Source organism: Streptococcus oralis subsp. dentisani (assembly GCF_002096335.1).
In the GTDB taxonomy this organism is placed as follows: Bacteria; Bacillota; Bacilli; order Lactobacillales; family Streptococcaceae; genus Streptococcus; species Streptococcus oralis_Z.
In genome coordinates this window covers 217034-240523 of sequence record NZ_NCUW01000029.1, presented here as the reverse complement: position 1 = coordinate 240523, position 23490 = coordinate 217034, and the positions used below count along the sequence as shown (strand labels likewise).

Below are 23490 nucleotides of genomic sequence, written 5' to 3'. Positions count from 1 at the left end.
TATTCCACTAGGCTATTGCCCAAGTTTGTGATACAATAGGTAGAAACAATATTTTAAAAAGGAGAAAAGACATATGCACATTTTTGATGAGCTAAAAGAGCGTGGTTTGATTTTTCAAACGACTGATGAAGAAGCTTTGCGTAAAGCCCTAGAAGAAGGTCAAGTTTCTTATTATACCGGCTACGATCCAACTGCTGATAGCCTTCACCTCGGTCACCTTGTCGCAATCTTGACCAGTCGTCGTTTACAACTAGCAGGTCACAAACCTTATGCGCTCGTTGGCGGTGCTACAGGTCTCATCGGAGATCCGTCCTTCAAAGATGCTGAGCGTAGTCTCCAAACAAAAGACACGGTGGATGGCTGGGTCAAGTCTATCCAAGGACAACTTTCTCGCTTTCTTGACTTTGAAAACGGTGAAAATAAAGCTGTCATGGTCAACAACTACGACTGGTTTGGCAGCATCAGCTTCATTGACTTCCTCCGTGATGTCGGAAAATACTTCACCGTCAACTACATGATGAGCAAGGAGTCAGTGAAGAAACGAATTGAAACAGGGATTTCTTACACAGAGTTTGCCTACCAAATCATGCAAGGGTATGACTTCTATGTCCTTAACCAAGAGCACAATGTTACCCTTCAAATCGGTGGTTCTGACCAGTGGGGAAACATGACAGCTGGTACTGAATTGCTTCGTCGTAAGGCTGACAAGACAGGCCACGTTATCACCGTTCCCCTTATCACAGATGCGACTGGTAAGAAATTTGGTAAATCAGAAGGAAACGCCGTTTGGCTCAACCCTGAAAAGACTTCTCCATACGAAATGTACCAATTCTGGATGAACGTCATGGATGCTGACGCTGTTCGTTTCTTGAAGATCTTTACTTTCTTGACACTTGATGAGATCGAAGACATTCGTAAACAATTTGAAGCAGCTCCACACGAACGCTTAGCTCAAAAAGTCTTGGCTCGTGAGGTCGTAACACTTGTACACGGAGAAGAAGCCTACAAAGAAGCCCTTAACATTACGGAGCAACTCTTTGCTGGAAACATCAAAAACCTTTCTGTCAAAGAACTCAAACAAGGACTTCGTGGAGTGCCAAACTACCAAGTACAAGCTGACGAAAACCTCAACATCGTCGAAATCCTCGTATCAGGTGGCGTTGTCAACTCAAAACGCCAAGCTCGCGAAGATGTTCAAAACGGAGCTATCTATGTCAACGGCGACCGCATCCAAGACCTGGACTATGTTTTGAGTGACGCAGACAAACTTGAAAATGAACTCACCGTTATCCGCCGTGGTAAGAAGAAATACTTCGTCCTTACATATTAAAAAATAGACTGGAGGCATTTGCCATCCAGTTCTTTTTTTGCTAGACTAAAACTATGAATACAAACCTCAAACCCAAACTTCAACGTTTTGCTACTGCGACTGCCTTTGCCTGCCCTATCTGTCAAGAAAACCTCACCTTGGTAGAGACTAGTCTCAAGTGTAGCAACCGCCATTCTTTTGACTTAGCAAAATTCGGCTATGTCAATCTGGCACCGCAAATCAAGCAATCTACCAACTACGACAAGGAAAACTTTCAAAACCGACAACAAATCCTAGAAGCTGGATTTTATCAGGCTATTTTAGAAGGTGTCTCGGACTTACTAGAAACTAATCCATCCGCAAAAACTGTCTTGGATATCGGTTGTGGCGAAGGCTTCTACTCTCGTAAACTCCAAGAAAGTCACTCTGATAAAACCTTCTATGCCTTTGACATCTCAAAAGACTCGGTCCAAATCGCTACTAAGAGTGAACCCAACTGGGCAGTCAATTGGTTCGTCGGCGACTTAGCTCGCCTTCCTATAAAAGACGCTAGCATGGATATTCTACTTGATATCTTCTCACCTGCCAATTATGGAGAATTTCACCGCGTTTTATCCAAAGACGGTATCTTGATCAAGGTCATCCCAACTGAAAACCACCTCAAAGAAATCCGCCAAATGGCGCAGGACCAACTGACAAAGAAGGATTATTCCAACCAAGATATCAAGAAACATTTCCAGGAACACTTCAGCATCCAATCTAGTCAGATAGCCTCCCTGACCAAACCCATCACAGCAGAGCAACGCCAAGCCCTAATCAGCATGACGCCTCTTCTCTTTCACGTCGACCATACCAAGATTGACTGGAGCCAACTGACAGAGATTACCATTGAAGCAGAGATTCTGGTTGGGAAAGTACTGTAAACGTATCTACATAATCAAAAAACGCACCTTTTTAAGATGCGTTTTGTTTTATAGTCTCGTGTAAAGAATCTTAGTTCAAGTGCCAGATGTCTTCGTTGTACTGAGCGATTGTACGGTCAGATGAGAAGAATCCTGCTTTAGAAATGTTAACGATAACTTTATCCAACCATGCGTCACGGTCTTCGTAGTCAGCCAACATTTGCTCTTTCACCTTGATGTAGTCTTCCAAGTCAAGGAGAGTCATGAACCAGTCTTTGTTAATCAACTCATTGTAAAGACGTTCCAAGCGTTCTTTCTTACCTACTGCAAGAACAGCGTCGCTGACGATGAAGTCAACCAATGGTTTGATAGCTTCACGAGCGTAGAATTCGCTTGATTTGTAAGCTGCTTTTGCGTAAAGGTCGATAACAGTTTCAGAATCTTCACCAAAGATGTAGATATTTTCGTCGCCAACCAACTCAGCGATTTCCACATTAGCACCATCCATAGTACCAAGAGTCAAAGCTCCGTTCAACATGAATTTCATGTTACCAGTACCTGAAGCTTCTTTAGAAGCAAGTGAGATTTGTTCTGAGATGTCACATGCTGGGATAAGGAAGCTTGCTGCAGTAACGTTGTAGTTTTCAACCATTACGACTTGCAAGTGTGGAGCTACTGCTGGGTCGTTCGCAATCACTTCTGACAAGCAAAGGATCAAGTGGATGATGTCTTGAGCGATTGTGTAGGCAGGAGCTGCTTTACCACCAAAGAATACTGTAATTGGACGAGCAGGGATGTTACCAGCCTTGATGTCAAGGTATTTGTGAATCACATACAAAGCATTCATTTGTTGGCGTTTGTACTCGTGAAGACGTTTGATTTGGATATCAAAGATAGAGTTTGTATTGATTTCCACACCTTGGTGTTCTTTCAAGTGACGAGCCAATTTGCGCTTGTTGTGAGCTTTGATGCTTTCCAATTTTTCTTTGACAGCAGCCTTGTCTTCGTATGACAAGAGTTTTTCAAGCTCATCTGCTTCATGGTGCCATCCCTCTCCAATAATCTCATCCAAGTAGTGAGACAGTCTTGGATTGGCATGCATGAGCCAACGACGGAATGTGATACCGTTTGTTTTGTTGTTGAATTTTTCTGGGTAGATGTCGTAGAATGCTTTCAACTCTGAGTTCTTCAAGATCTCAGTGTGAAGGGCTGCTACCCCGTTAACACTGTATCCGTAGTGGATATCCATGTGAGCCATGTGTACACGGTCGTTTTCATCAATGATTTGAACAGCTGGGTCTTTGTATTCTGCTTTCACACGACGGTCCAATTCTTTGATGATTGGTACCAAGTGAGGAACCACTTCTTCCAAGAATTCAAGAGGCCATTTTTCAAGGGCTTCAGCAAGGATGGTGTGGTTAGTGTAGGCAGTCATGCTACGAACGATAGAGATTGCTTCGTCAAGCTCGATACCACGCGCAGTCAAAAGACGGATCAATTCAGGGATCACCATTGATGGGTGAGTATCGTTGATTTGTACAACTGCGTAGTCTGCAAGGTCATGCAAGTTGCTTCCTTTTTCGATTGCTTCGTCGATGATCAATTGCGCACCGTTTGAAACCATGAAGTATTGTTGGAAGATACGGAGCAATTCACCTTGCTTGTCGCTGTCGTCTGGATAAAGGAAGAGTGTCAAGTTGCGAACGATATCTGTCTTGTCAAAGTCGATACCATCTTTGATGATAGAAGAATCAACTGAATCCAAGTCAAACAAACGCAAGCGGTTCTTAGTTTCTGTCTTGTAACCAGGTACATCGATATCGTAAAGGGTAGATGTCAATGTGAAGTGTGCAAATGGCACTTGGTAGCTACGGCTTGAGCGAACCAACCAGTTTTGCTCAGTCAACCAAGCGTTAGGAATCGTTTCTTGTTGGTTGTTTTTTAGAACTTGTTGGAAAAGACCGAAGTGGTAGTTCAATCCAACACCGTCACCATTCAAACCAAGTGTAGCGATTGAGTCGATAAAGCAGGCTGCCAAACGTCCCAAACCACCGTTACCAAGTGATGGTTCCAATTCTACTTCTTCGATTTCGATTAACTCTTTACCTGCAGCTGCAAGTTCTTTTTTGACATCGTCGTAAAGGCCGAGGTTAATCAAGTTGTTTGACAAGAGTTTACCGATCAAGAACTCAGCTGAGATGTAGTAAACTTTTTTCTTACCAGTGTTGACTGGTTTTTGACTGCTAGCAAGCTTGCTGTAGTTGAGAAGAGCAAGGTAAAGCTCTTCATTGCTACATTCTGCAATAGTTTTATTGTAACGTTTTTGTACAAATTCGTTTAATGGTAACATGTTTTTGTGTCTCCTGATATTGTCTTATTTCTTTAATTCTACCAAATTTTCATTAATTCTGCGATAAATTGTAGTCAAGTCAAGCAAAGTTTCTTCAACAGCTGGTGTGAGTTGGTCTGCTGTCATACGCCATGACCAGTTTCCCCCAAGAGTAGATGGGTAGTTCATGCGAGCTGACTCATCTAGTTCTAGCAAATCTTGCATAGTTGCAATGGCCATGAAGCTAACGGATGAAAATACTGTGCGAAGCATTGCATGTGGCACTGTTTCGTACTCTTTACGGTTGGTGTAACGCGCCATATACTCACGAGTTGGATCGTCGATCTCATTACGGTACCAACCAAGGACCGTATTGTTATCGTGTGTTCCTGTGTACATAACCGAGTTGGCAGGTGCCAAGTGTGGGCTATCGATACTTTCGTCTTCTGGATTAAAGGCAAATTGAAGAATCTTCATCCCTGGGAAGCCAGTACGTTCGCGCAGCTCGATAACCTCATCTGTCATGAAACCAAGGTCTTCTGCGATGATGTTTAGCTCACCAAGCTCTTCCTTAACGGCTGCAAAAAGCTTGTAGCCAGGACCTTTCACCCATTTACCAGGGGCTGCTGTATCGGAACCAGCAGGAATTTCCCAGTAAGATTCGAAACCACGGAAGTGGTCGATACGAACGATGTCATAAATCTTGAAACTTTCGCGCAAGCGTTCAATCCACCATTTGTAGCCGTCTTGGTCCATTGCTTCCCAGTCATAGATTGGGTTCCCCCAAAGTTGACCATCCGCAGAAAACTCATCTGGAGGGCAACCTGCAATGTGAGTCGCTTTTCCGTTTTCTTCTGTTTTAAAGAGATGTGGATTTGCCCACATATCGCTTGAATCTTCCGCAACATAGATTGGCATATCTCCAACAATTTCGATGTGGTTGTCGTTAGCATAAGCTTTCAATTTCAACCATTGTTGGAAGAAGAAGTATTGAGTCACACGGTGGTAAACCAACTTGTCTGCCAATTTCTCACGGTAGCTTTCAAGTGCTGAAGCTTTACGAGCACGAGCATCTGCATCTGGCCATTCTGTCCATGCTAGATTGTCAAAATGCTCTTTAATCGCCATATACTCAGCAAAGAGTTCAAGCCATGATTGGTTTTCCTGAGCAAATCTCTCAAACGCTTTGACATCTCCCACTTCCAAGAAACGTTTGACCGCCTTTTCCAAAAGAGGACGACGTGCATAATAGATCTTAGCATAGTCAACTTCTGCTGGATTGCTTCCAAAGTCAACACCTTCAAGATCGCTAGCTTCCAACAAGCCTTGCTTTACCAAGATGTCAAGGTCGATAAAATGTGTGTTCCCAGCAAAGGCTGAGAATGATTGGTATGGAGAATCTCCATAACTAGTTGTTCCTAGAGGAAGGATTTGCCAGTAACGTTGCTTGGTACGAACCAAGAAATCAACGAAATCATAGGCGCTTTGGCCAAATGATCCAATCCCGTGAGCTCCTGGAAGAGAAGAGATGTGCATCAACACACCACTCTGACGTTTTTTCATAATAGCACCTCATGTATTTTTGTAATAAAACGTTGCGCAAATCAAGGCGCAAACGTTTGCGTCGGTTTAAGTATAACGTATTTCAAAAACAAATGCAAGCGGTTTTAGAAACTTTTTTTTGATTTCTTTTTCTTTGAATGGATCTTGGTTCCACTGTTATTTTATGAAACGAACACTTTTCTTATAAAGTTTTTCTAATTTAAGATAGTTGAAATAAAAAACAGCCTCATTTTTGCTAAGAAATCAGCCTAATCAATGCAATCGTTTCCCTTAGATATTTTCAAAGCAAGAAAACCTAAAAGTTGAAGTTTTTACCTATATAAATGCATTGATAAAAATTTGAAACCTTAAAATTTTTTTAAAAATTTTTCTAAAAAAGCTTGCAACCGTTTTCTATTTGTGTTATACTAGGTTCGTAAAAGAAAACGTTTGCGTTTTCTCATCAAATTATTTTTGTTATTCTTTAGGAGGAATACACTATGTCATCTAAATTCATGAAGAGCGCTGCTGTGCTCGGAACTGCTACTCTCGCTAGCTTGCTCTTGGTAGCTTGCGGAAGCAAATCTGCTGACAAAGCTGCTGATACTAGCTCTTCAGAAGCAAAAGAACTTACTTTCTACGTTGAAGACCAATATAAAGCCTTCGCTGAATCTGCTGCAAAAGCTTACGAAAAAGAATCCGGCGTAAAAGTTACTATCAAAACAGGTGACCAAATGGGTGGTCTTGATAACCTTTCACTTGACAACCAATCTGGTAAAGCTGCTGACGTTATGATGGCTCCATACGACCGTGTAGGTAGCCTTGGTACTGACGGACAACTTTCAGAAGTTACTCTTAGCGACGGTGCAAAGACAGACGATAAAACAAAATCACTTGTAACTGTCGGTGGTAAAGTCTATGGTGCTCCAGCTGTTATCGAATCACTCGTTTTGTACTATAACAAAGATTTGCTCAAAGAAGCTCCTAAAACATTTGCTGATTTGGAAAACCTTGCTAAAGACAGCAAATACGCTTTCGCTGGTGAAGATGGCAAAACTACTGCCTTCCTAGCTGACTGGACAAACTTCTACTACGCATACGGACTCCTTGCTGGTAATGGTGGTTATGTATTTGGTCAAAACGGTAAAGATCCTAAAGATATCGGACTTGCAAACGAAGGTTCAATTACAGCTATCAACTATGCTAAATCTTGGTATGAAAAATGGCCTAAAGGTATGCAAGATACTGAAGGAGCTCCAAACTTAATCCAGACTCAATTCCAAGAAGGCAAAACTGCTGCTATCATCGATGGTCCTTGGAAAGCTCAAGCATTCAAAGATGCTAAAGTAAACTACGGTGTTACGACTATCCCAACTCTTCCAAACGGTAAAAACTATGAAACATTTGGTGGTGGTAAGGCTTGGGTTATCCCAGCAAGCACTAAGAACCTTGAAGGAGCTCAAAAATTTGTAGACTTCCTTGTATCAACTGAACAACAAAAAGCATTCTACGATACTACTAACGAAATCCCAGCTAATACTGAAGCTCGTACTTATGCTGAAGGTAAAAACGATGAGTTGACAACATCTGTTATCAAACAGTTCAAGAACGCTCAACCAATGCCAAACATCTCACAAATGTCAGCTGTTTGGGATCCAGCGAAAACAATGCTCTTTGAAGCTGTAAGTGGTAAGAAAGATGCAAAAACAGCTGCTAACGATGCTGTAACATTGATCAAGGAAACAATCAAACAAAAATTTGGTGAATAATTGATTTGTTCAAGGGGGGTGGAAACAAAATCCCCCTTTGAATTTATAGATACGCCTATTATCATACGCACGTATCTTACAATCGAATCCGAGTTTTATCTCGCATCCTATGAAAGGAGTAATCATGGAAAAACAACAGCCTCGCAAAGCAGCCTTGCTGTCAATCATTCCTGGTTTAGGACAAATCTATAACAAACAAAAAGCTAAAGGATTTATTTTTCTTGGTGTTACTGTTCTATTTGTTCTGTATTTTCTAACACTTGCAAGCCCTGAATTGAGCAATTTGATCACACTTGGTGAAAAGGCTGGTCGTGATAATTCACTTTTCATGCTGATTCGTGGTGCTTTCCATTCTATCTTTGTTGTCGTTTACTTACTCTTTTATATCTTTAATATCAAAGATGCACATACAATTGCTAAACGTATCAATAACGGAATTCCTGTAGCTCGTACCTTCAAGGACATGATTAAAGGAATTTATGAGAATGGATTCCCATACCTTTTAATCATCCCATCGTATGTAGCGATGACATTTGCGATTATCTTCCCTGTTATCGTAACCTTGATGATTGCCTTTACCAACTACGACTTCCAACACTTGCCACCAAACAAATTGTTGGACTGGGTTGGTTTGACGAACTTCACAAATATCTGGAGCTTGAGCACCTTCCGTTCAGCCTTTGGTTCCGTTCTTTCTTGGACCATTATCTGGGCCTTGGCTGCTTCTACCTTGCAGATTGTCATTGGTATCTTTACAGCAATCATTGCCAACCAACCATTTATCAAAGGAAAACGTATCTTTGGTGTTATTTTCCTTCTTCCTTGGGCTGTTCCAGCCTTCATCACTATCTTGACATTCTCAAACATGTTTAATGATAGTGTCGGAGCCATCAACACCCAAGTCTTGCCTCTTTTGTCTAAGGTCCTTCCTTTCCTAGATGGAGCTCTTATCCCTTGGAAAACAAATCCAACTTGGACTAAGGTTGCCTTGATTATGATGCAAGGCTGGCTAGGATTCCCATACATCTACGTCTTGACCTTGGGTATCTTGCAGTCTATTCCTAACGACCTCTACGAAGCGGCTTACATCGATGGTGCTAATGCTTGGCAAAAATTCCGTAACATCACTTTCCCAATGATCTTAGCTGTTGCAGCTCCAACATTGATTAGCCAATACACCTTCAACTTTAACAACTTCTCTATCATGTATCTCTTTAATGGTGGAGGTCCTGGTACTGTCGGAGGCGGAGCCGGTTCAACTGATATCTTGATTTCATGGATTTACCGTTTGACAACAGGTACATCTCCTCAATACTCTATGGCGGCAGCTGTTACCTTGATTATCTCAATCATTGTCATCTCTATCTCTATGATCGCATTCAAGAAACTACACGCATTTGATATGGAGGACGTCTAAGATGAATAACTCAATCAAACTCAAACGTAGACTGACTCAAACCCTCACTTACCTCTACTTGATTGGCCTATCAATTGTCATTATCTATCCACTTTTGATTACCATCATGTCAGCCTTTAAAGCAGGTAATGTCGCAGCCTTTAAACTAGATACTAACATCGACTTCAATTTTGATAACTTTAAAGGACTCTTTACTGAAACCTTATACGGCACTTGGTATCTCAATACTTTGATCATCGCATTGATTACCATGGTTGTTCAAACAAGTATCATCGTACTAGCTGGCTATGCCTACAGCCGTTACAACTTCTTGGCCCGTAAACAAAGTTTGGTCTTCTTCTTGATCATCCAAATGGTGCCAACCATGGCCGCATTGACCGCCTTCTTCGTTATGGCGCTTATGTTAAACGCCCTTAACCATAGCTGGTTCCTCATCTTCCTCTACGTCGGTGGAGGCATTCCGATGAATGCTTGGCTGATGAAAGGTTACTTCGATACCGTGCCAATGTCTCTTGATGAATCAGCGAAACTAGATGGTGCAGGACACTTCCGCCGTTTCTGGCAAATCGTTCTCCCACTTGTTCGCCCAATGGTGGCTGTACAAGCCCTCTGGGCCTTCATGGGACCTTTCGGAGACTATATCCTCTCTAGTTTCTTGCTTCGTGAGAAAGAATACTTTACTGTTGCCGTTGGTCTCCAAACCTTCGTTAGCAATGTGAAAAACATGAAGATCGCCTACTTCTCAGCAGGTGCTATCCTCATCGCCCTTCCAATCTGTATTCTCTTCTTCTTCCTACAAAAGAACTTTGTTTCAGGACTTACAAGTGGTGGCGACAAGGGATAATCTATCCCCGCCACCCTTTTTCATTTTTTATCTTGCTTGTAAAGTTGAAAGATTAGACACAAGACCACAAATAGTAGCAAGATTCGCTTTTAAATAAGCAATTTATCTACTAGACTTGAAATAAAGTACATTTCTCTATATAATATTACTCATATAGAAAACACTTTTAGAAAGATGCCTATGCTTCCATATCCATTCTCGTATTTTACTAGTATCTGGGGATTTCGTAAACCCCTGTCAAAACGTTTCGGACTCAACTGGTTTCAACTCCTCTTTACTAGCATTTTCCTCATCAGCTTGTCTATGGTTCCAATTGCTATTCAAAACAGCTCACAGGAAACCTATCCGCTGGATACTTTTATTGACAATGTCTACACTCCCCTGACAGATGAAGCGATCATGGACTTGTCAGAGAATGCGCAGATAGTAGATGGGAAACTGAGCTATTCTGGAACTAAAAATCAGCAGCCTTCTCTTTTGATTGGTCCAAGCCAAAACAAAGAATTGCCAAAGGACCTGCAACTGCATTTTGATACGGAAGAACTCGTCATCAGTAAGGAAAGTAAGGAATTGACTCGCATTCGTTACCACGCGATTCAAACGGAGAGTTTCCAGAGTAAGGAAGCTTTAACCCAGGCTATTTCTAAAGACTGGTACCAACAGAACCGTATCTATATCAGTCTCTTTCTCGTCCTTGGTGCTAGCTTCCTCTTTGGATTGAATTTCTTCATTGTCTCCCTTGGAGCTAGTCTTCTCCTTTATATCACCAAAAAATCACGCCTCTTTTCATTTAGGAGCTTTAAAGAGTGCTACCATTTTATCTTGAACTGTTTAGGATTGCCAACTTTGATTACGCTTGTTTTGGGACTTTTTGGCCAAAATATGACAACCCTGATCACTGTACAAAACATTCTTTTTGTTCTGTATCTGGTCACTATTTTTTACAAGACACATTTCCGTGATCCAGATTATCATAAATAGGAGATTTTTATGCCCGTTACGATTAAAGATGTGGCCAAGGCTGCAGGTGTCTCACCTTCAACCGTAACCCGCGTCATTCAAAATAAATCAACGATTAGTGATGAAACCAAAAAACGAGTTCGCAAGGCTATGAAGGAACTCAACTACCATCCCAATCTCAATGCTCGTAGTCTAGTTAGTAGCTATACTCAAGTTATCGGCCTGGTGCTTCCTGACGACTCAGATGCCTTTTACCAAAATCCTTTCTTCCCATCTGTCCTACGAGGGATCGCCCAAGTCGCATCTGAAAACCACTACGCTATTCAGATTGCAACGGGGAAAGATGAAAAAGAACGTCTCAATGCCATTTCTCAGATGGTTTATGGTAAGCGTGTTGATGGTTTGATTTTCCTCTACGCTGAAGAAGAAGATCCTCTAGTCAAACTAGTAGCGGATGAGCAGTTCCCTTTCCTCATTCTCGGAAAATCCACTTCACCCTTTATCCCTCTTGTTGATAATGATAATGTACAAGCTGGCTTTGATGCGACAGAGTATTTCATCAAAAAAGGCTGCCAACGAATTGCCTTCATCGGAGGTACAAAGCGACTCTTCGTAACGCAAGACCGTCTAACTGGCTATGAATCCGCACTCAAACAACACCAACTTCCGATTGATACCAACTTAACCTACTTTGCGACAGAATTTCTAGAAGAAAAAGGTTATCAATTCAGTGAACTCCTATTTAATCACGATCCGCAGATTGACGCCATCATCACAACCGACAGCCTTCTAGCAGAAGGGGTTTGCGACTACATCAATAAACATCAATTAAATGTTCCTGTCTTGAGTTTCGACTCTGTCAATCCTCGACTCGACCTAGTAGCCTATGTCGACATCAACAGTCTTGAACTTGGACGGACATCATTTGAAACGATTTTGCAGATTATCAATGACGCGAAAAATAATAGACAGATTTGTTACCGTCAGTTGATTGGACACAAAATTATCGAAAAATCATGACCAATAGTCACATAAAAACCAGCTCCAGAGCTGGTTTTTTCATGTCTAATTGTCTGTCTCTACGAACCGTCCTAGGATATGGACGTTTTCGGATACAGAGACAAAGGCTGTCGGATCGACCTGTTTCATGATGTGTTTAAAATCATTAAACTCTGCTCGCGTGATAACAGTAATCAAGACTGCTTTTCTCTCATGATTATAGGTTCCTTCTGCATCGTGGATCATGGTAGCGCCTCGGTGCAATTTTTTATGGATTTTTTCGATTACCTTGTCAGGATTACTGGTCACAATCATGGCCTGCATGCGTTTTTGCTTGGTAAAGACTGCATCTGTCACACGGCTCGATACAAAAATCGTAATCATAGAGTAAAGGGCGTATTTCCAACCAAAGGTCAGACCTGCTATCAGCATAATCGTCCCATTGACCAAGAAAGAAATACTACCAACATTCCTCCCTGTTTTCTTGCGAATGGTCAGGCTGACAATATCTGTACCACCGCTAGAAATATTGTTACGGAGTGCAAAACCAATCCCCAAGCCCATGACAACACCCCCAAAAAGGGCATTGATGATGGGATCCTCTGTCAGCGTCACAACGGGCACAAACTGGATAAAAAGGGAACTCATGGATACTGTGATAAAGGTAAAGACCGTAAATTTATGTCCAATCTGATACCAAGCTAAGACCATCAAAGGGAAATTAATGGCGTAAAAGGTTAGCGAAATCGGAATATGAAAACCAAACCAATGATTACTCAAGGCAGAGATAATCTGTGCCAAACCTGTCGCACCACTCGAATACACATGCCCTGGTTGAAAAAAGAAATTGACCGCTACTGCTGATAGAAAACCATAGACCAGAGAGGCCGAGACTTTCTCATCATATTTTTCCCGAGAGATGCTTTGTAAGACACGTAAAATTTTTATCTGATAAGCAAAGCGGCGCAGATAATAGCGCCACCGCTTAGTTCGTTTCGCTTGTTTCATTCTTCTACTTGTAAGCTGAGTTCCTCTAGTTGTTTGAGAGCGACTATTGATGGAGCTTGTGTCATTGGATCAGTTGCCTTGTTGTTCTTAGGAAAGGCAATGACTTCACGGATATTTTCTTCTCCTGCTAAGAGCATGACAAAACGGTCAAGCCCTATAGCCAAACCACCGTGTGGTGGGAAACCATAGTCCATGGCTTCAAGAAGGAAGCCAAACTGGTCATTTGCTTCTTCAGATGAGAAACCAAGAGCCTTGAACATACGTTCTTGAAGGTCTTTTTGGTTGATACGAAGGCTACCACCACCAAGTTCATAACCGTTCAAGACGATATCGTAAGCAATGGCACGAACTTTAGCCAAATCACCTTCTAATTCGTGAGCTGTTTCTTCCTGTGGAAGGGTAAATGGATGGTGGGCACTCATATAACGGCCTTCTTCTTCTGACCATTCAAACATTGGCCAGTCAACCACCCAAAGGAAGTTGAACTTATCATTATCAATCAAGCCAATCTCTTTGGCGATACGTCCACGAAGGGCACCAAGGGTTGCATTGGCTACCTCAAGCGTATCCGCCACAAAGAGAACCAAGTCCTTATCTTCAAGACCAAGTACTGCAGTCAATTCTGCTTGAATGCCAGTCAAGAACTTGGCAACTGGTCCATTTAATTCTCCATCAACCACCTTGACCCAAGCAAGACCTTTAGCACCGTGCTGTTTAGCTACTTCAGTCATCTTGTCAATGTCTTTACGTGAGTAGTTGTCTGCAGCTCCTTTGACTACAATGGCTTTAACGGCAGGTGCTTCTGAGAAGACTTTAAAATCAACACCCTTGACCACTTCTGTCAAGTCCTGAAGCAACATATCAAAACGAGTATCAGGTTTGTCAGAACCGTAAAGAGCCATCGCGTCATCATACTTCATACGAGGAAATGGAAGAGTTACTTCGATGCCTTTTGTTTCTTTCATCACGCGCGCAATCAAGCCTTCTGTGATATCTTGAATTTCTTGCTCACTAAGGAAAGACGTTTCTAAGTCGACCTGAGTAAACTCAGGCTGACGGTCACCACGCAAGTCTTCGTCACGGAAACATTTGACGATTTGGTAGTAACGGTCAAATCCAGCATTCATCAACAACTGTTTGGTAATCTGTGGACTTTGAGGAAGAGCATAGAAATGTCCTTTATTGACACGAGACGGTACCAAATAGTCACGCGCCCCTTCTGGTGTAGACTTAGAAAGGAAGGGGGTCTCCACATCGATAAACTCCAACTCATCCAAGTAGTTGCGGATAGAGTGGGTCACCTTAGCACGAAGCTTAAGGTTCTCTAGCATTTCTGGACGACGAAGGTCAAGGTAACGGTAACGTAGACGCGTATCATCATTGGCTTCAATGCCATCCTTAATCTCAAATGGGGTTGTTTTAGCTGTATTAAGCACTGTCAGGGCTGTCACGTTTAACTCAACTGCACCAGTTGGCAGCTTATCATTTGCTTGCTCGCGTGCCGCAACCTGACCCGTCACCTCTATAACAAATTCGCTACGAAGGCTTTCAGCTGTTGCCATGACTTCTGCTGAAACTTTTTCTGGATTGATGACCAACTGCATAATCCCTTCACGGTCACGAAGATCGATAAAGATCAAACCGCCCAAGTCACGACGACGGCCAACCCATCCTTTCAAGGTAATTTCTTGTCCGATGTGTTCCTCACGAACACGACCAGCATACATACTACGTTTCATTTCTTCTCTCCTCTTTTATTCTGTTACTATTTTACCATAAAAGCGCAGGCTCTTCATGAAAATCAGCAGAAAAGTTTGATTGTCTGTAAAAATCAAAACGAACAGTTAAAAAATCATGACACCATCAAAAAATCCGATGAAGACGCCATCGGATTTTCCTATTATGATTCTTAACCTTTTTTACGCTTTTCAGCAATCTCAGCTGCCTTTTTAGGTAGGACAATCTCCGTCGCATAAGCCGAAGCAAAACGCAAGACACCTGCAATAGGCGCAAAGACAACTGCTAGATAGTTGTAAAAGAAATCGCCTTTAAAGGCATAGGCAAGGCCCCCGATAATAAAGAAGAGAACGACTGCCTGTATCACTGCTAATAAAATTACTCGTTTCATGTGACCTCCTGACTCTATTATAGCATGAGTATCATCAAAAAGCCGATTAAATTATTTAAAGCATGTAAAGAAATGCTGTAAAGAAGGCCTTTTCGACTCACATAAGCCAGTCCCAAACTTAATCCCAGACTAGCATAGACTAAAAACTGTTGCAAAGTCCCTGGAAAATGAATCAAGGCAAAAAGGACACTCGATACAAGGAGAAACAGACCTGTCTGTTTGCTATTGTCCTGCATAGGAAAGAGATAGCGCGCCAGCATCCCTCTAAAAATGAGTTCTTCCGTCAGAGGAGCAAAGACCACCACCATAAAGAAACCAAATTCAGGCTGTGCCACTGTCAGTTGGGATACGATTTGTTGATTGGTCGACGGATCGTTTGGCAAAAAGAACTGGGCTGTAATAGCCACTAGCAAAACCAGAGTGGGCAACCAGATATAACGATTAAAAGCAGTTGTCTGGATGCTAACCTTTTCTGTCTGATACCACTTGTAAACTCCATAAACATAGGCTCCTGACAGGGCGATATAAAGTGGCAAGACTCCATAGATTGAAGCCCCTAGTCCAAGAGCTGATAAAGCCATACTCTGAACCAGACCATAGCCAAAGAAAAAGGATAGAACAGCTAGAAGAAACCAGCCAAGATTTTTAAATAAGTTCATATGGGCCTCCTATTTGAAATGAAGACTTAGCATTGTTATTCGCATCATTTTGATAAAAATGTGGAATACAGTCGCAACTAAAAGAGTTAATCAGTGAATTTCTCCTGCAAGTATAGAAATGATATCAATTAAATATACAAGTTTGACCTTTAAAATAAATTAAACTGCTTCATTGTGATACAATTTTTTATAAATCCGTTCCATTAATTCTATACATTATAAAATTCATCTAAGAATTCAACATATTTTTTATTTATATCTTTCATCTTTTCTAACAATTCTTTATCATTATATTTTGTTTGGAGGAAATACTGTATAGTCATTACCCCCTCTCGAAAAGTGAGTTGATTCTTATTTTTTAAATCATTTAAAAATTTATCTAAAATAAATTGGTTTTCACACCCCAATGTCCTCAAATGTTTAAAAATAAGCAGAAAAAATGTTGTAAATTGCATTGGATTGAAAAATATGTATGTATTGTCCTCAATCAATTTAATTAGAATTTTTTTATCTAAATTTTTCCATTTTTTACTGTAATTTAGATGATTAATTACTTTTGTTGCATGCTCACCATCTATAGATATATACTTTTTTATACATTTATGATATGTTTTCAAGTCCACACTTTTGGACGAGAAACATTTTCTTAATTCCTCAATAAATTTTATAAGATTTTCCGCCTGATTTTTTAATAACAAGTCTACTTTATCATTAATTATTTTATTTACAGTATAGCTTGACTTAGATTCATTAGAGTAAGAATCTTCTATAATATCAACATTAGTTTTATAATCCTTATTTTTAAGAATTTGAGTTTTAGAAGAATTTAAATTAAGGTGATTCTCCCATAAAAAATAACTTAATTCATTCAGCACTTCATTCACTTTTTTCAATCTTTTATACTTAGGGAGACTAATTACCATATCGTCAACAAATCTCACAGCCTGACATTTTTCTCTAATTAATATTCTATTCATTGCACAAGTAAAATCTATAAGATAGAATTGTGATAGAACTGAAGAAGCTATTGAATAATGGAACTGGGGTAAACTTTCAAAATTATTATTATTAAAAAATAATTTTAAATTATCAATACTTTGTCTACAAAAACAATTTTTATTTTTGATATTTAACATCTCAATAAGTCTATCTGTAGAAATACTTTTAAAGAAGTCCTGAATATCAATCACTAAAGCCTTCCCACCAATAAAACTTACTTTTTCAAGTTGAAAATTTTTATAAGAATTAGAAAAGTTACTATTTATTGAAATTTTATTTTGATCATCAAAGGATAATTCACCCGAATAAAATACTTTTATATTCTTTTGAGAAAAATTTAAAAATTCTTGATTATAATAAAAATATTTAAAAACATTAAAAGTATAATAAAGATAGTATGAAGGAGCAATCAGATACATCTCTCTAGTAGAGTAATAGTCTTTCTTATACACAAAATCTCTTACACAGAATTTTTTGTATTTTTTGCTAAAATCCTCATAATTCAAACCATAATTCTCTATTCGAGGAAAATTATCCTTTATTTTAAAGTAATTCATTATAGCAATAAATTGTAAATTATACACCTTCTCTCTGGCTACACTCATGATATAGTCAAATGCATACTGTAGAATCTCATCCTCTGTCATATTATAGTCCTTACTACATAAAGTGTAATAATCAAAATAATCACCACTATATTTAGATAATATAAGATGTTATCCGCCGAAAAATCACGAGGCCGCTTCCCACTTCCTTCTTTATTAAAAATCACTGTTTCATCGTCAAATTTAGAATGATTCTCCGTAGCAGATAAAGTTGAAATATACCGATTCCAAATTACTTTATATCTCTCTTCTAGTTCTGAATTTGTCTTATCAAGTCTAAGTAGTTCTTTTAATTCTAAAATATATTTTTCAATTTCTAATTGTTGATAATGATATTTCAATGCTCTTTCCTTATAATTTAAACAATTATAATAATACTGTAAAATAACTGTATATAACGAAAAACAACTAGATACAAATATTTCAACATGTGAGCCTATATTCATCAGAGAACCAATTACCAAACTTACTGCTATAATATTCATAATAAAGAACACTGTATCCCATTTACTACTATAAGAATATAAACGTTCGCTTGCATGAATTCGATTATCTCTCGTTCTATTATATCCATTTATTTTTTTATTTATTTCATCTCTTATATTTATCCCGTTATAGTCTTTAGTATTCATAACTTTCTCCAATAGGTCTAATAATCTTGTAGATTATGCTAATAATATCTATCAATATCAATTTACTCCTCTAAAAATATGAGGAATGCTCTTCTTTTATTCCATTATATTTAATAATTAAAATCCTAGTTTTTCAAAGACTTGAGAGAAATTTTGGCTGATGGTCTCAAGGGACACTTGCACTTCTTCTCGTGTTTGGTTGTTCTTAACCGTCACTTGTCCGCTTTCGACTTCGCTCTCCCCTAGCGTGATGAGGGTCTTAGCCGCAAAGGCATCGGCTGATTTGAACTGAGCTTTGAGCTTACGGTTGAGGTAATCACGTTCTGCTTTGAATCCTTGTTGGCGAAGGGCTTGTACCAATTCCAAAGCCTTGACATTTGCGCCTTCACCCAAGACTGCGATATAGACATCTAGGGCGTTTTCGATAGGGAGGGCCACACCTTGCTTTTCAAGGATGAGAAGCAGGCGCTCTACACCAAGTCCAAAACCAAAGCCAGCAGTTTCAGGACCACCAAAGTAGGCAACCAAACCATCGTAGCGACCACCCGCACAGACCGTCAAGTCATTACCCTCAATCTCTGTGATGAACTCGAAAATCGTGTGGTTGTAATAGTCCAGACCGCGCACCATATTGGTATCGATGATATAGTCTATACCCAGATTTTCCAACATCTGACGCACAGCATCAAAATGAGCTTGGCTTTCTGCATCAAGGAAGTCCAAGATAGACGGCGCATTCTCTACTGCCACCTTGTCTTCTTTCTCCTTAGAGTCCAAGACACGGAGAGGATTTTCCTCCAAACGACGTTGGCTATCCTTAGACAAGGTCTCCTTGAGTGGTGTCAAATAGTCGATCAAGGCTTGACGGTAAGCCGCACGGCTCTCAGGATTTCCAAGTGTGTTAAGGTGCAATTTGACACCTTGAATGCCGATTTCTTTCAAGAAATGAGCTGCCATAGCGATGGTCTCCACATCGGTAGCTGGATTATTAGAACCAAAGCACTCAACACCAATCTGGTGGAACTGGCGTAAACGACCTGCTTGTGGACGCTCATAACGGAACATAGGGCCCATGTAGTAGAACTTACTTGGCTTTTGCACTTCTGGGGCGAAGAGTTTATTTTCCACATAAGAGCGGACAACGGGCGCAGTTCCTTCTGGACGGAGGGTAATATGGCGTTCACCCTTGTCATAAAAATCATACATTTCCTTGGTTACGATATCCGTTGTATCTCCGACAGAGCGACTGATAACCTCGTAATGCTCAAAAATAGGCGTACGCACTTCCGCATAGTTATAGCGCTTGAAAATTTCACGGGCAAATCCTTCAACGTACTGCCACTTGGCAGACTCAGCAGGTAAAATATCCTGCGTTCCTTTTGGTTTTTGTAATTTCATAGGGAATCCTCTTTAAACTTAATAGTCTTATTTTACCATAAATAGAGGGATTAAAACAGTAAGAGTAGAAAATCTCAAGAGAGCCTTTTTCAGAAAATTCATCAAAAACTTGCCAAATTGTCAGAATTATGAGAAAATAGAGGATATTTATCACGTGGAGGGACTGTTATGAGAGACGATATCAAAATCAATGACCGTGCTTTGGCCTTGCAAGACCAAATTATCGAAAAACTAGAGAAGGTTTTTGATACAGATGTGGAATTGGATGTGTATAATCTGGGCTTGATTTATGAAATCAATCTGGATGAAACAGGTCTCTGCAAGATTGTCATGACCTTCACTGATACTGCCTGCGATTGTGCAGAAAGTTTGCCTATCGAAATCGTCGCAGGTCTAAAACAAATCGAGGGTATCGAAGATGTCAAGGTTGAAGTCACTTGGTCGCCTGCCTGGAAGATCACACGAATCAGTCGCTACGGCCGTATTGCCCTTGGACTGCCACCTCGTTAATACTCTTCAAAAATCAAATTCAAACCACGTCAGCGTCGGCTTGTCGTACTCAAGTACTGCCTGCGCCTAGCTTTCTAGTTTGCTCTTTGATTTTTATTGAGTATAAGCAGGCAAATCACTTTTGAAGATGAAAAGAAGCAAGCCGAAAATGGCTTGCTTTTTGAGTTTATTTTTTACCTGACTTGTCCATATTCCAGAAGTCTGTCACGGCTCCGCGTGAAGCAGATGATACGATATGGGCGTATTTACCGAGGACACCTCGACTGTAAAGTGGTGGCAAGGTTGTTTCTGCCTTGCGTTTTTCAAGTTCTTCTTCGGATACGGCCATGGAAATTTCTTTGGTATCCTGGTCAACCGTAACGATATCCCCTGTACGGAGGTAGGCAATTGGTCCACCATCCTGAGCTTCAGGAGCGATATGTCCGACAACCAGACCATATGTACCACCAGAGAAACGTCCGTCTGTTAAAAGGGCAACCTTGTCTCCTTGACCTTTACCAACGATCATTGATGAAAGTGATAGCATCTCAGGCATACCAGGACCACCCTTAGGTCCAACGAAACGCACAACGACTACATCGCCATCAACGATTTCATCTGTCAGAACAGCCTGTATAGCATCTTCTTCTGAGTCAAAGACCTTAGCTGGACCAACGTGGCGACGCACTTTAACACCAGATACCTTGGCAACCGCACCATCAGGGGCAAGATTCCCGTTCAAGATAATCAATGGTCCGTCTGCACGTTTTGGATTTTCCAGTGGCATGATGACTTTTTGACCTGGAGTAAGATCTGCAAAATCAGCCAAGTTTTCAGCAACAGTCTTACCAGTACATGTGATACGGTCTCCGTGAAGGAAGCCATTCGCTAGCAAGTACTTCATAACCGCTGGGACACCACCGACTTCGTAGAGGTCTTGGAAGACATACTGACCCGAAGGTTTCAAGTCGGCCAAGTGGGGCACACGCTCTTGGATCGTATTGAAGTCCTCAAGTGACAGGTCAACATTGGCAGCATGGGCAATAGCAAGCAAGTGAAGAGTGGCATTGGTTGACCCACCTAGAGCCATAGTCACAGTAATGGCATCTTCAAAGGCTTCACGAGTCAAGATATCTGATGGTTTGAGACCGAGCTCTAGCATCTTAACAACAGCACGTCCTGCTGCTTCGATATCTTCTTTCTTGTCAGCTGATTCAGCTGGGTGAGATGATGAACCTGGCAAACTCATCCCTAGAACTTCGATAGCAGTCGCCATGGTATTAGCTGTATACATACCACCACAGCCACCAGGGCCAGGGCAGGCATTACATTCGAGACGTTTCACGTCCTCAGCTGTCATATCACCATGGTTCCATTTTCCGATACCCTCAAAGACAGAAACCAAGTCAATGTCTTTGCCATCAAGATTTCCCGGTGCAATGGTTCCACCATAGGCGAAAATAGCTGGGATATCCATGTTAGCAATGGCAATCATGGAACCAGGCATGTTCTTATCACAGCCACCGATAGCGACGAAGGCATCCACGTTGTGACCACCCATAGCTGCCTCGATGGAGTCCGCGATGATGTCACGAGATGTTAGAGAGAAACGCATACCAGGCGTTCCCATAGCAATCCCGTCCGCTACAGTGATAGTCCCAAACTGCACAGGCCAAGCACCTGCAGATTTGACACCTTCTTTGGCCAATTTCCCGAAATCATGCAAGTGAATGTTACATGGCGTATTTTCTGCCCAAGTTGAAATCACTCCCACAATCGGTGTCTCAAAGTCCTTATCTGTCATACCAGTCGCACGAAGCATAGCACGGTTTGGTGATTTTACCATACTGTCATAAATACTACTGCGGTGACGTTTATCTAATTCAGTCATCTTATCCCTCCCATTTCAGTTTTTACTATTATAGCACATTTTAAAAGCAATGAACAGAAGAAAATTCTTGAATTTTCAGAAAATTTCGATTACTAGCTTCTGATTTTTTCATCTTTTTTTGTCAAGTAACTTTACTTTACAAAAAAAATGTGTTATCCTAGTATGGTTGATGAAAATCAGTGGATTGAATCGAATTTAAATACCTAAAGGAGAAAACAAAATGGCAGTACCTGCACGTCGCACTTCAAAAGCGAAGAAAAACAAACGTCGTACACACTACAAAGTAACAGCTCCATCTGTAAACTTTGACGAAACTACTGGAGATTACTCACGTTCTCACCGTGTATCACTTAAAGGATACTACAAAGGACGTAAAATCGCTAAAGCTGCATCAGCTGAATAATAGAAGGGAGATACCATGCGCGTAAATATTACACTTGAACACAAAGAATCTGGTGAACGCTTGTACCTTACTTCTAAAAACAAACGTAACACCCCAGACCGTCTTCAATTGAAGAAATACTCACCAAAACTTCGCAAGCACGTAGTGTTTACAGAGGTTAAATAGTAGGTCATTACGTTTCAGTAGAAACGAAAAAACCTTGATTTAACGCGATTCTTGAATTTTCAAATTTCAATGTATTGCAATAAAAATCAACCGAATGACTACATTTTTGACTACATTTTTTGTGAAATAAATTAGATGTTCGGATATATAGAAAACGCTCTAGTCATATTGTCTAGAGCGTTTTTGTATTTTATAATCTATTCAATCTTTGCTTTCCAATCATCAATGTTCAACGAATCATCATATAAATCATAAGCAATTGAGATTAATGTGATTTTTGAAGCAATATTCTCTATCTTCATAATTCATTTTATCTTATTATTAAATCTTCTATTTTTATCAAGATTGATATTTCAATTTCAACATAGTTCATATCGATTTTTAAATCTCTTTTTGTTTATTATCAAAAACTTTTTTTGAATCAATGATTTTTTGGTAAAAATCATATTCAATCTCTGTAAAGTGACAGAATACTTCAGCACACTCAATTAAAATAGGATTTAGTTTTTCTCTTGGGGGTAATCCAACTGAAAATTTAATTTTGTCTCCTTTTTCAAAACGTTCGGTCCAAAAGGCTTCATGAAATGCGACTTCAGACAAATGAACATAACCAGATGATTTATTGTAAATTTCTTCAATCTCAGGATAATACTTCGACATCCTTTTCTTAAGATTGGCATCAGTCATCTTTTCATTTTGATTATCTTTCATATTCTTAATAGGTGTACCACTTAATGTCTCTTTAATAAATGATCTTCTGTCCTCTGATATAAAAGCTGCAAAAACTCTCATAAGGTTATCAAGTTGTGTTCGTACTATAATTCCTGTACAAGTCAGATTTCTCGTTCTTAATAAGTTCATTATTCCATCAATAAATTGAACTCGTCTGTTAAGTGCAGAAATAAAAAATAAATCATCTTTAGTAAGATTTTCACCAATAATACCAGCAGCTATTGACTTTGATTCCTCACGATATTCTCTTAATTTAATGAAATATGTCTCTATTTCATTAAAATACTCATCGTTTGTCATTACATCTCCT

General features: G+C 40.2%; 21 protein-coding genes. 10 read left to right on the top strand and 11 right to left on the bottom strand.

Features of this window, described 5'->3' with window-relative positions:
- The first annotated feature begins 73 nt into the window (after positions 1–73).
- Together tyrS and B7709_RS05920 are read left to right on the top strand one after the other, a co-directional pair.
- On the top strand, positions 74–1330 hold the full coding sequence (gene tyrS / locus B7709_RS05925) for a tyrosine--tRNA ligase (protein ID WP_084972078.1): 1257 nt from the start codon (positions 74–76) through the stop codon (positions 1328–1330).
- A 53-nt stretch (positions 1331–1383) separates the two neighbouring features.
- Positions 1384–2232 (top strand): putative RNA methyltransferase, encoded by an 849-nt coding sequence (locus B7709_RS05920; RefSeq protein WP_084972077.1) that lies wholly within the window; start codon positions 1384–1386, stop codon positions 2230–2232.
- 70 nt (positions 2233–2302) lie between these two features.
- On the opposite strand, the gene glgP is transcribed toward B7709_RS05920, so the two are convergent.
- Together glgP and malQ are read right to left on the bottom strand one after the other, a co-directional pair.
- A complete protein-coding gene (gene glgP / locus B7709_RS05915; protein ID WP_084972076.1) occupies positions 2303–4561 on the bottom strand; it encodes a glycogen/starch/alpha-glucan family phosphorylase in 2259 nt (752 codons plus the stop codon).
- Between the two features lie 24 nt (positions 4562–4585).
- Positions 4586–6103: a 4-alpha-glucanotransferase gene (gene malQ, locus B7709_RS05910; RefSeq protein WP_084972075.1), complete on the bottom strand. Its 1518-nt coding sequence runs from the start codon at positions 6101–6103 to the stop codon at positions 4586–4588.
- A gap of 479 nt (positions 6104–6582) precedes the next feature.
- On the opposite strand from malQ, the gene B7709_RS05905 reads away from it, so the two are divergent.
- From B7709_RS05905 to B7709_RS05885, 5 genes are all read left to right on the top strand, one after another.
- Positions 6583–7851, top strand: a complete 1269-nt coding sequence (locus tag B7709_RS05905; RefSeq protein ID WP_084972074.1) for an extracellular solute-binding protein — start codon at positions 6583–6585, stop codon at positions 7849–7851.
- A 124-nt stretch (positions 7852–7975) separates the two neighbouring features.
- Positions 7976–9268 carry a carbohydrate ABC transporter permease gene (locus tag B7709_RS05900; RefSeq protein ID WP_162279164.1) on the top strand — a complete coding sequence of 431 codons (1293 nt, stop codon included), beginning with the start codon at positions 7976–7978 and terminating at the stop codon, positions 9266–9268.
- A gap of 1 nt (position 9269) precedes the next feature.
- A complete protein-coding gene (locus B7709_RS05895) occupies positions 9270–10112 on the top strand; it encodes a sugar ABC transporter permease (RefSeq protein WP_001065641.1) in 843 nt (280 codons plus the stop codon).
- A gap of 180 nt (positions 10113–10292) precedes the next feature.
- Positions 10293–11093 (top strand): DUF1189 domain-containing protein, encoded by an 801-nt coding sequence (locus B7709_RS05890; RefSeq protein WP_084972072.1) that lies wholly within the window; start codon positions 10293–10295, stop codon positions 11091–11093.
- Positions 11094–11102: 9 nt separating this feature from the next.
- Positions 11103–12092 carry a LacI family DNA-binding transcriptional regulator gene (locus tag B7709_RS05885; protein ID WP_084972071.1) on the top strand — a complete coding sequence of 330 codons (990 nt, stop codon included), beginning with the start codon at positions 11103–11105 and terminating at the stop codon, positions 12090–12092.
- A 45-nt stretch (positions 12093–12137) separates the two neighbouring features.
- Here the strand turns inward: B7709_RS05885 and B7709_RS05880 are convergent, their stop codons facing one another.
- The 7 genes from B7709_RS05880 to hisS form a co-directional block, all read right to left on the bottom strand.
- Complete coding sequence (locus B7709_RS05880) at positions 12138–13079, bottom strand: YitT family protein (protein WP_084972070.1); 942 nt, start codon at positions 13077–13079, stop codon at positions 12138–12140.
- Positions 13076–14818 carry an aspartate--tRNA ligase gene (gene aspS, locus B7709_RS05875; RefSeq protein WP_084972069.1) on the bottom strand — a complete coding sequence of 581 codons (1743 nt, stop codon included), beginning with the start codon at positions 14816–14818 and terminating at the stop codon, positions 13076–13078. The genes B7709_RS05880 and aspS overlap by 4 nt, the downstream gene beginning before the upstream one ends.
- A 170-nt stretch (positions 14819–14988) precedes the next feature.
- Positions 14989–15207 carry a hypothetical protein gene (locus B7709_RS05870; RefSeq protein WP_084972068.1) on the bottom strand — a complete coding sequence of 73 codons (219 nt, stop codon included), beginning with the start codon at positions 15205–15207 and terminating at the stop codon, positions 14989–14991.
- Positions 15208–15224: 17 nt separating this feature from the next.
- The gene (locus tag B7709_RS05865; protein ID WP_084972067.1) at positions 15225–15866 is read right to left on the bottom strand and encodes a CPBP family intramembrane glutamic endopeptidase; all 642 of its coding nucleotides are present in this window, start codon (positions 15864–15866) and stop codon (positions 15225–15227) included.
- A gap of 209 nt (positions 15867–16075) precedes the next feature.
- On the bottom strand, positions 16076–17512 hold the full coding sequence (locus B7709_RS05860; protein ID WP_084972066.1) for an RNA-directed DNA polymerase: 1437 nt from the start codon (positions 17510–17512) through the stop codon (positions 16076–16078).
- Positions 17509–18102: an SLATT domain-containing protein gene (locus B7709_RS05855; protein WP_084972065.1), complete on the bottom strand. Its 594-nt coding sequence runs from the start codon at positions 18100–18102 to the stop codon at positions 17509–17511. Before B7709_RS05855 ends, B7709_RS05860 begins: the two co-directional genes overlap by 4 nt.
- 117 nt (positions 18103–18219) lie before the next feature.
- Positions 18220–19500: a histidine--tRNA ligase gene (hisS, locus tag B7709_RS05850; RefSeq protein ID WP_084972064.1), complete on the bottom strand. Its 1281-nt coding sequence runs from the start codon at positions 19498–19500 to the stop codon at positions 18220–18222.
- Between the two features lie 168 nt (positions 19501–19668).
- Here hisS and B7709_RS05840 point away from each other — a divergent pair, with 168 nt between their 5' ends.
- Positions 19669–20010, top strand: coding sequence for a metal-sulfur cluster assembly factor (locus B7709_RS05840; protein WP_001204052.1), 342 nt, complete (start codon positions 19669–19671; stop codon positions 20008–20010).
- 166 nt (positions 20011–20176) lie between these two features.
- On the opposite strand, the gene ilvD is transcribed toward B7709_RS05840, so the two are convergent.
- The gene (gene ilvD / locus B7709_RS05835; protein ID WP_000137343.1) at positions 20177–21880 is read right to left on the bottom strand and encodes a dihydroxy-acid dehydratase; all 1704 of its coding nucleotides are present in this window, start codon (positions 21878–21880) and stop codon (positions 20177–20179) included.
- Between the two features lie 220 nt (positions 21881–22100).
- Between ilvD and rpmF the strand changes: the two genes are divergently transcribed.
- Together rpmF and rpmG are read left to right on the top strand one after the other, a co-directional pair.
- Positions 22101–22283, top strand: coding sequence for a 50S ribosomal protein L32 (gene rpmF, locus B7709_RS05830; protein WP_000290417.1), 183 nt, complete (start codon positions 22101–22103; stop codon positions 22281–22283).
- 15 nt (positions 22284–22298) lie between these two features.
- Positions 22299–22448, top strand: coding sequence for a 50S ribosomal protein L33 (rpmG, locus tag B7709_RS05825; protein WP_001265622.1), 150 nt, complete (start codon positions 22299–22301; stop codon positions 22446–22448).
- A gap of 381 nt (positions 22449–22829) precedes the next feature.
- Here the strand turns inward: rpmG and B7709_RS05820 are convergent, their stop codons facing one another.
- Positions 22830–23480 (bottom strand): hypothetical protein, encoded by a 651-nt coding sequence (locus tag B7709_RS05820; RefSeq protein ID WP_084972062.1) that lies wholly within the window; start codon positions 23478–23480, stop codon positions 22830–22832.
- Positions 23481–23490: the final 10 nt, after the last annotated feature.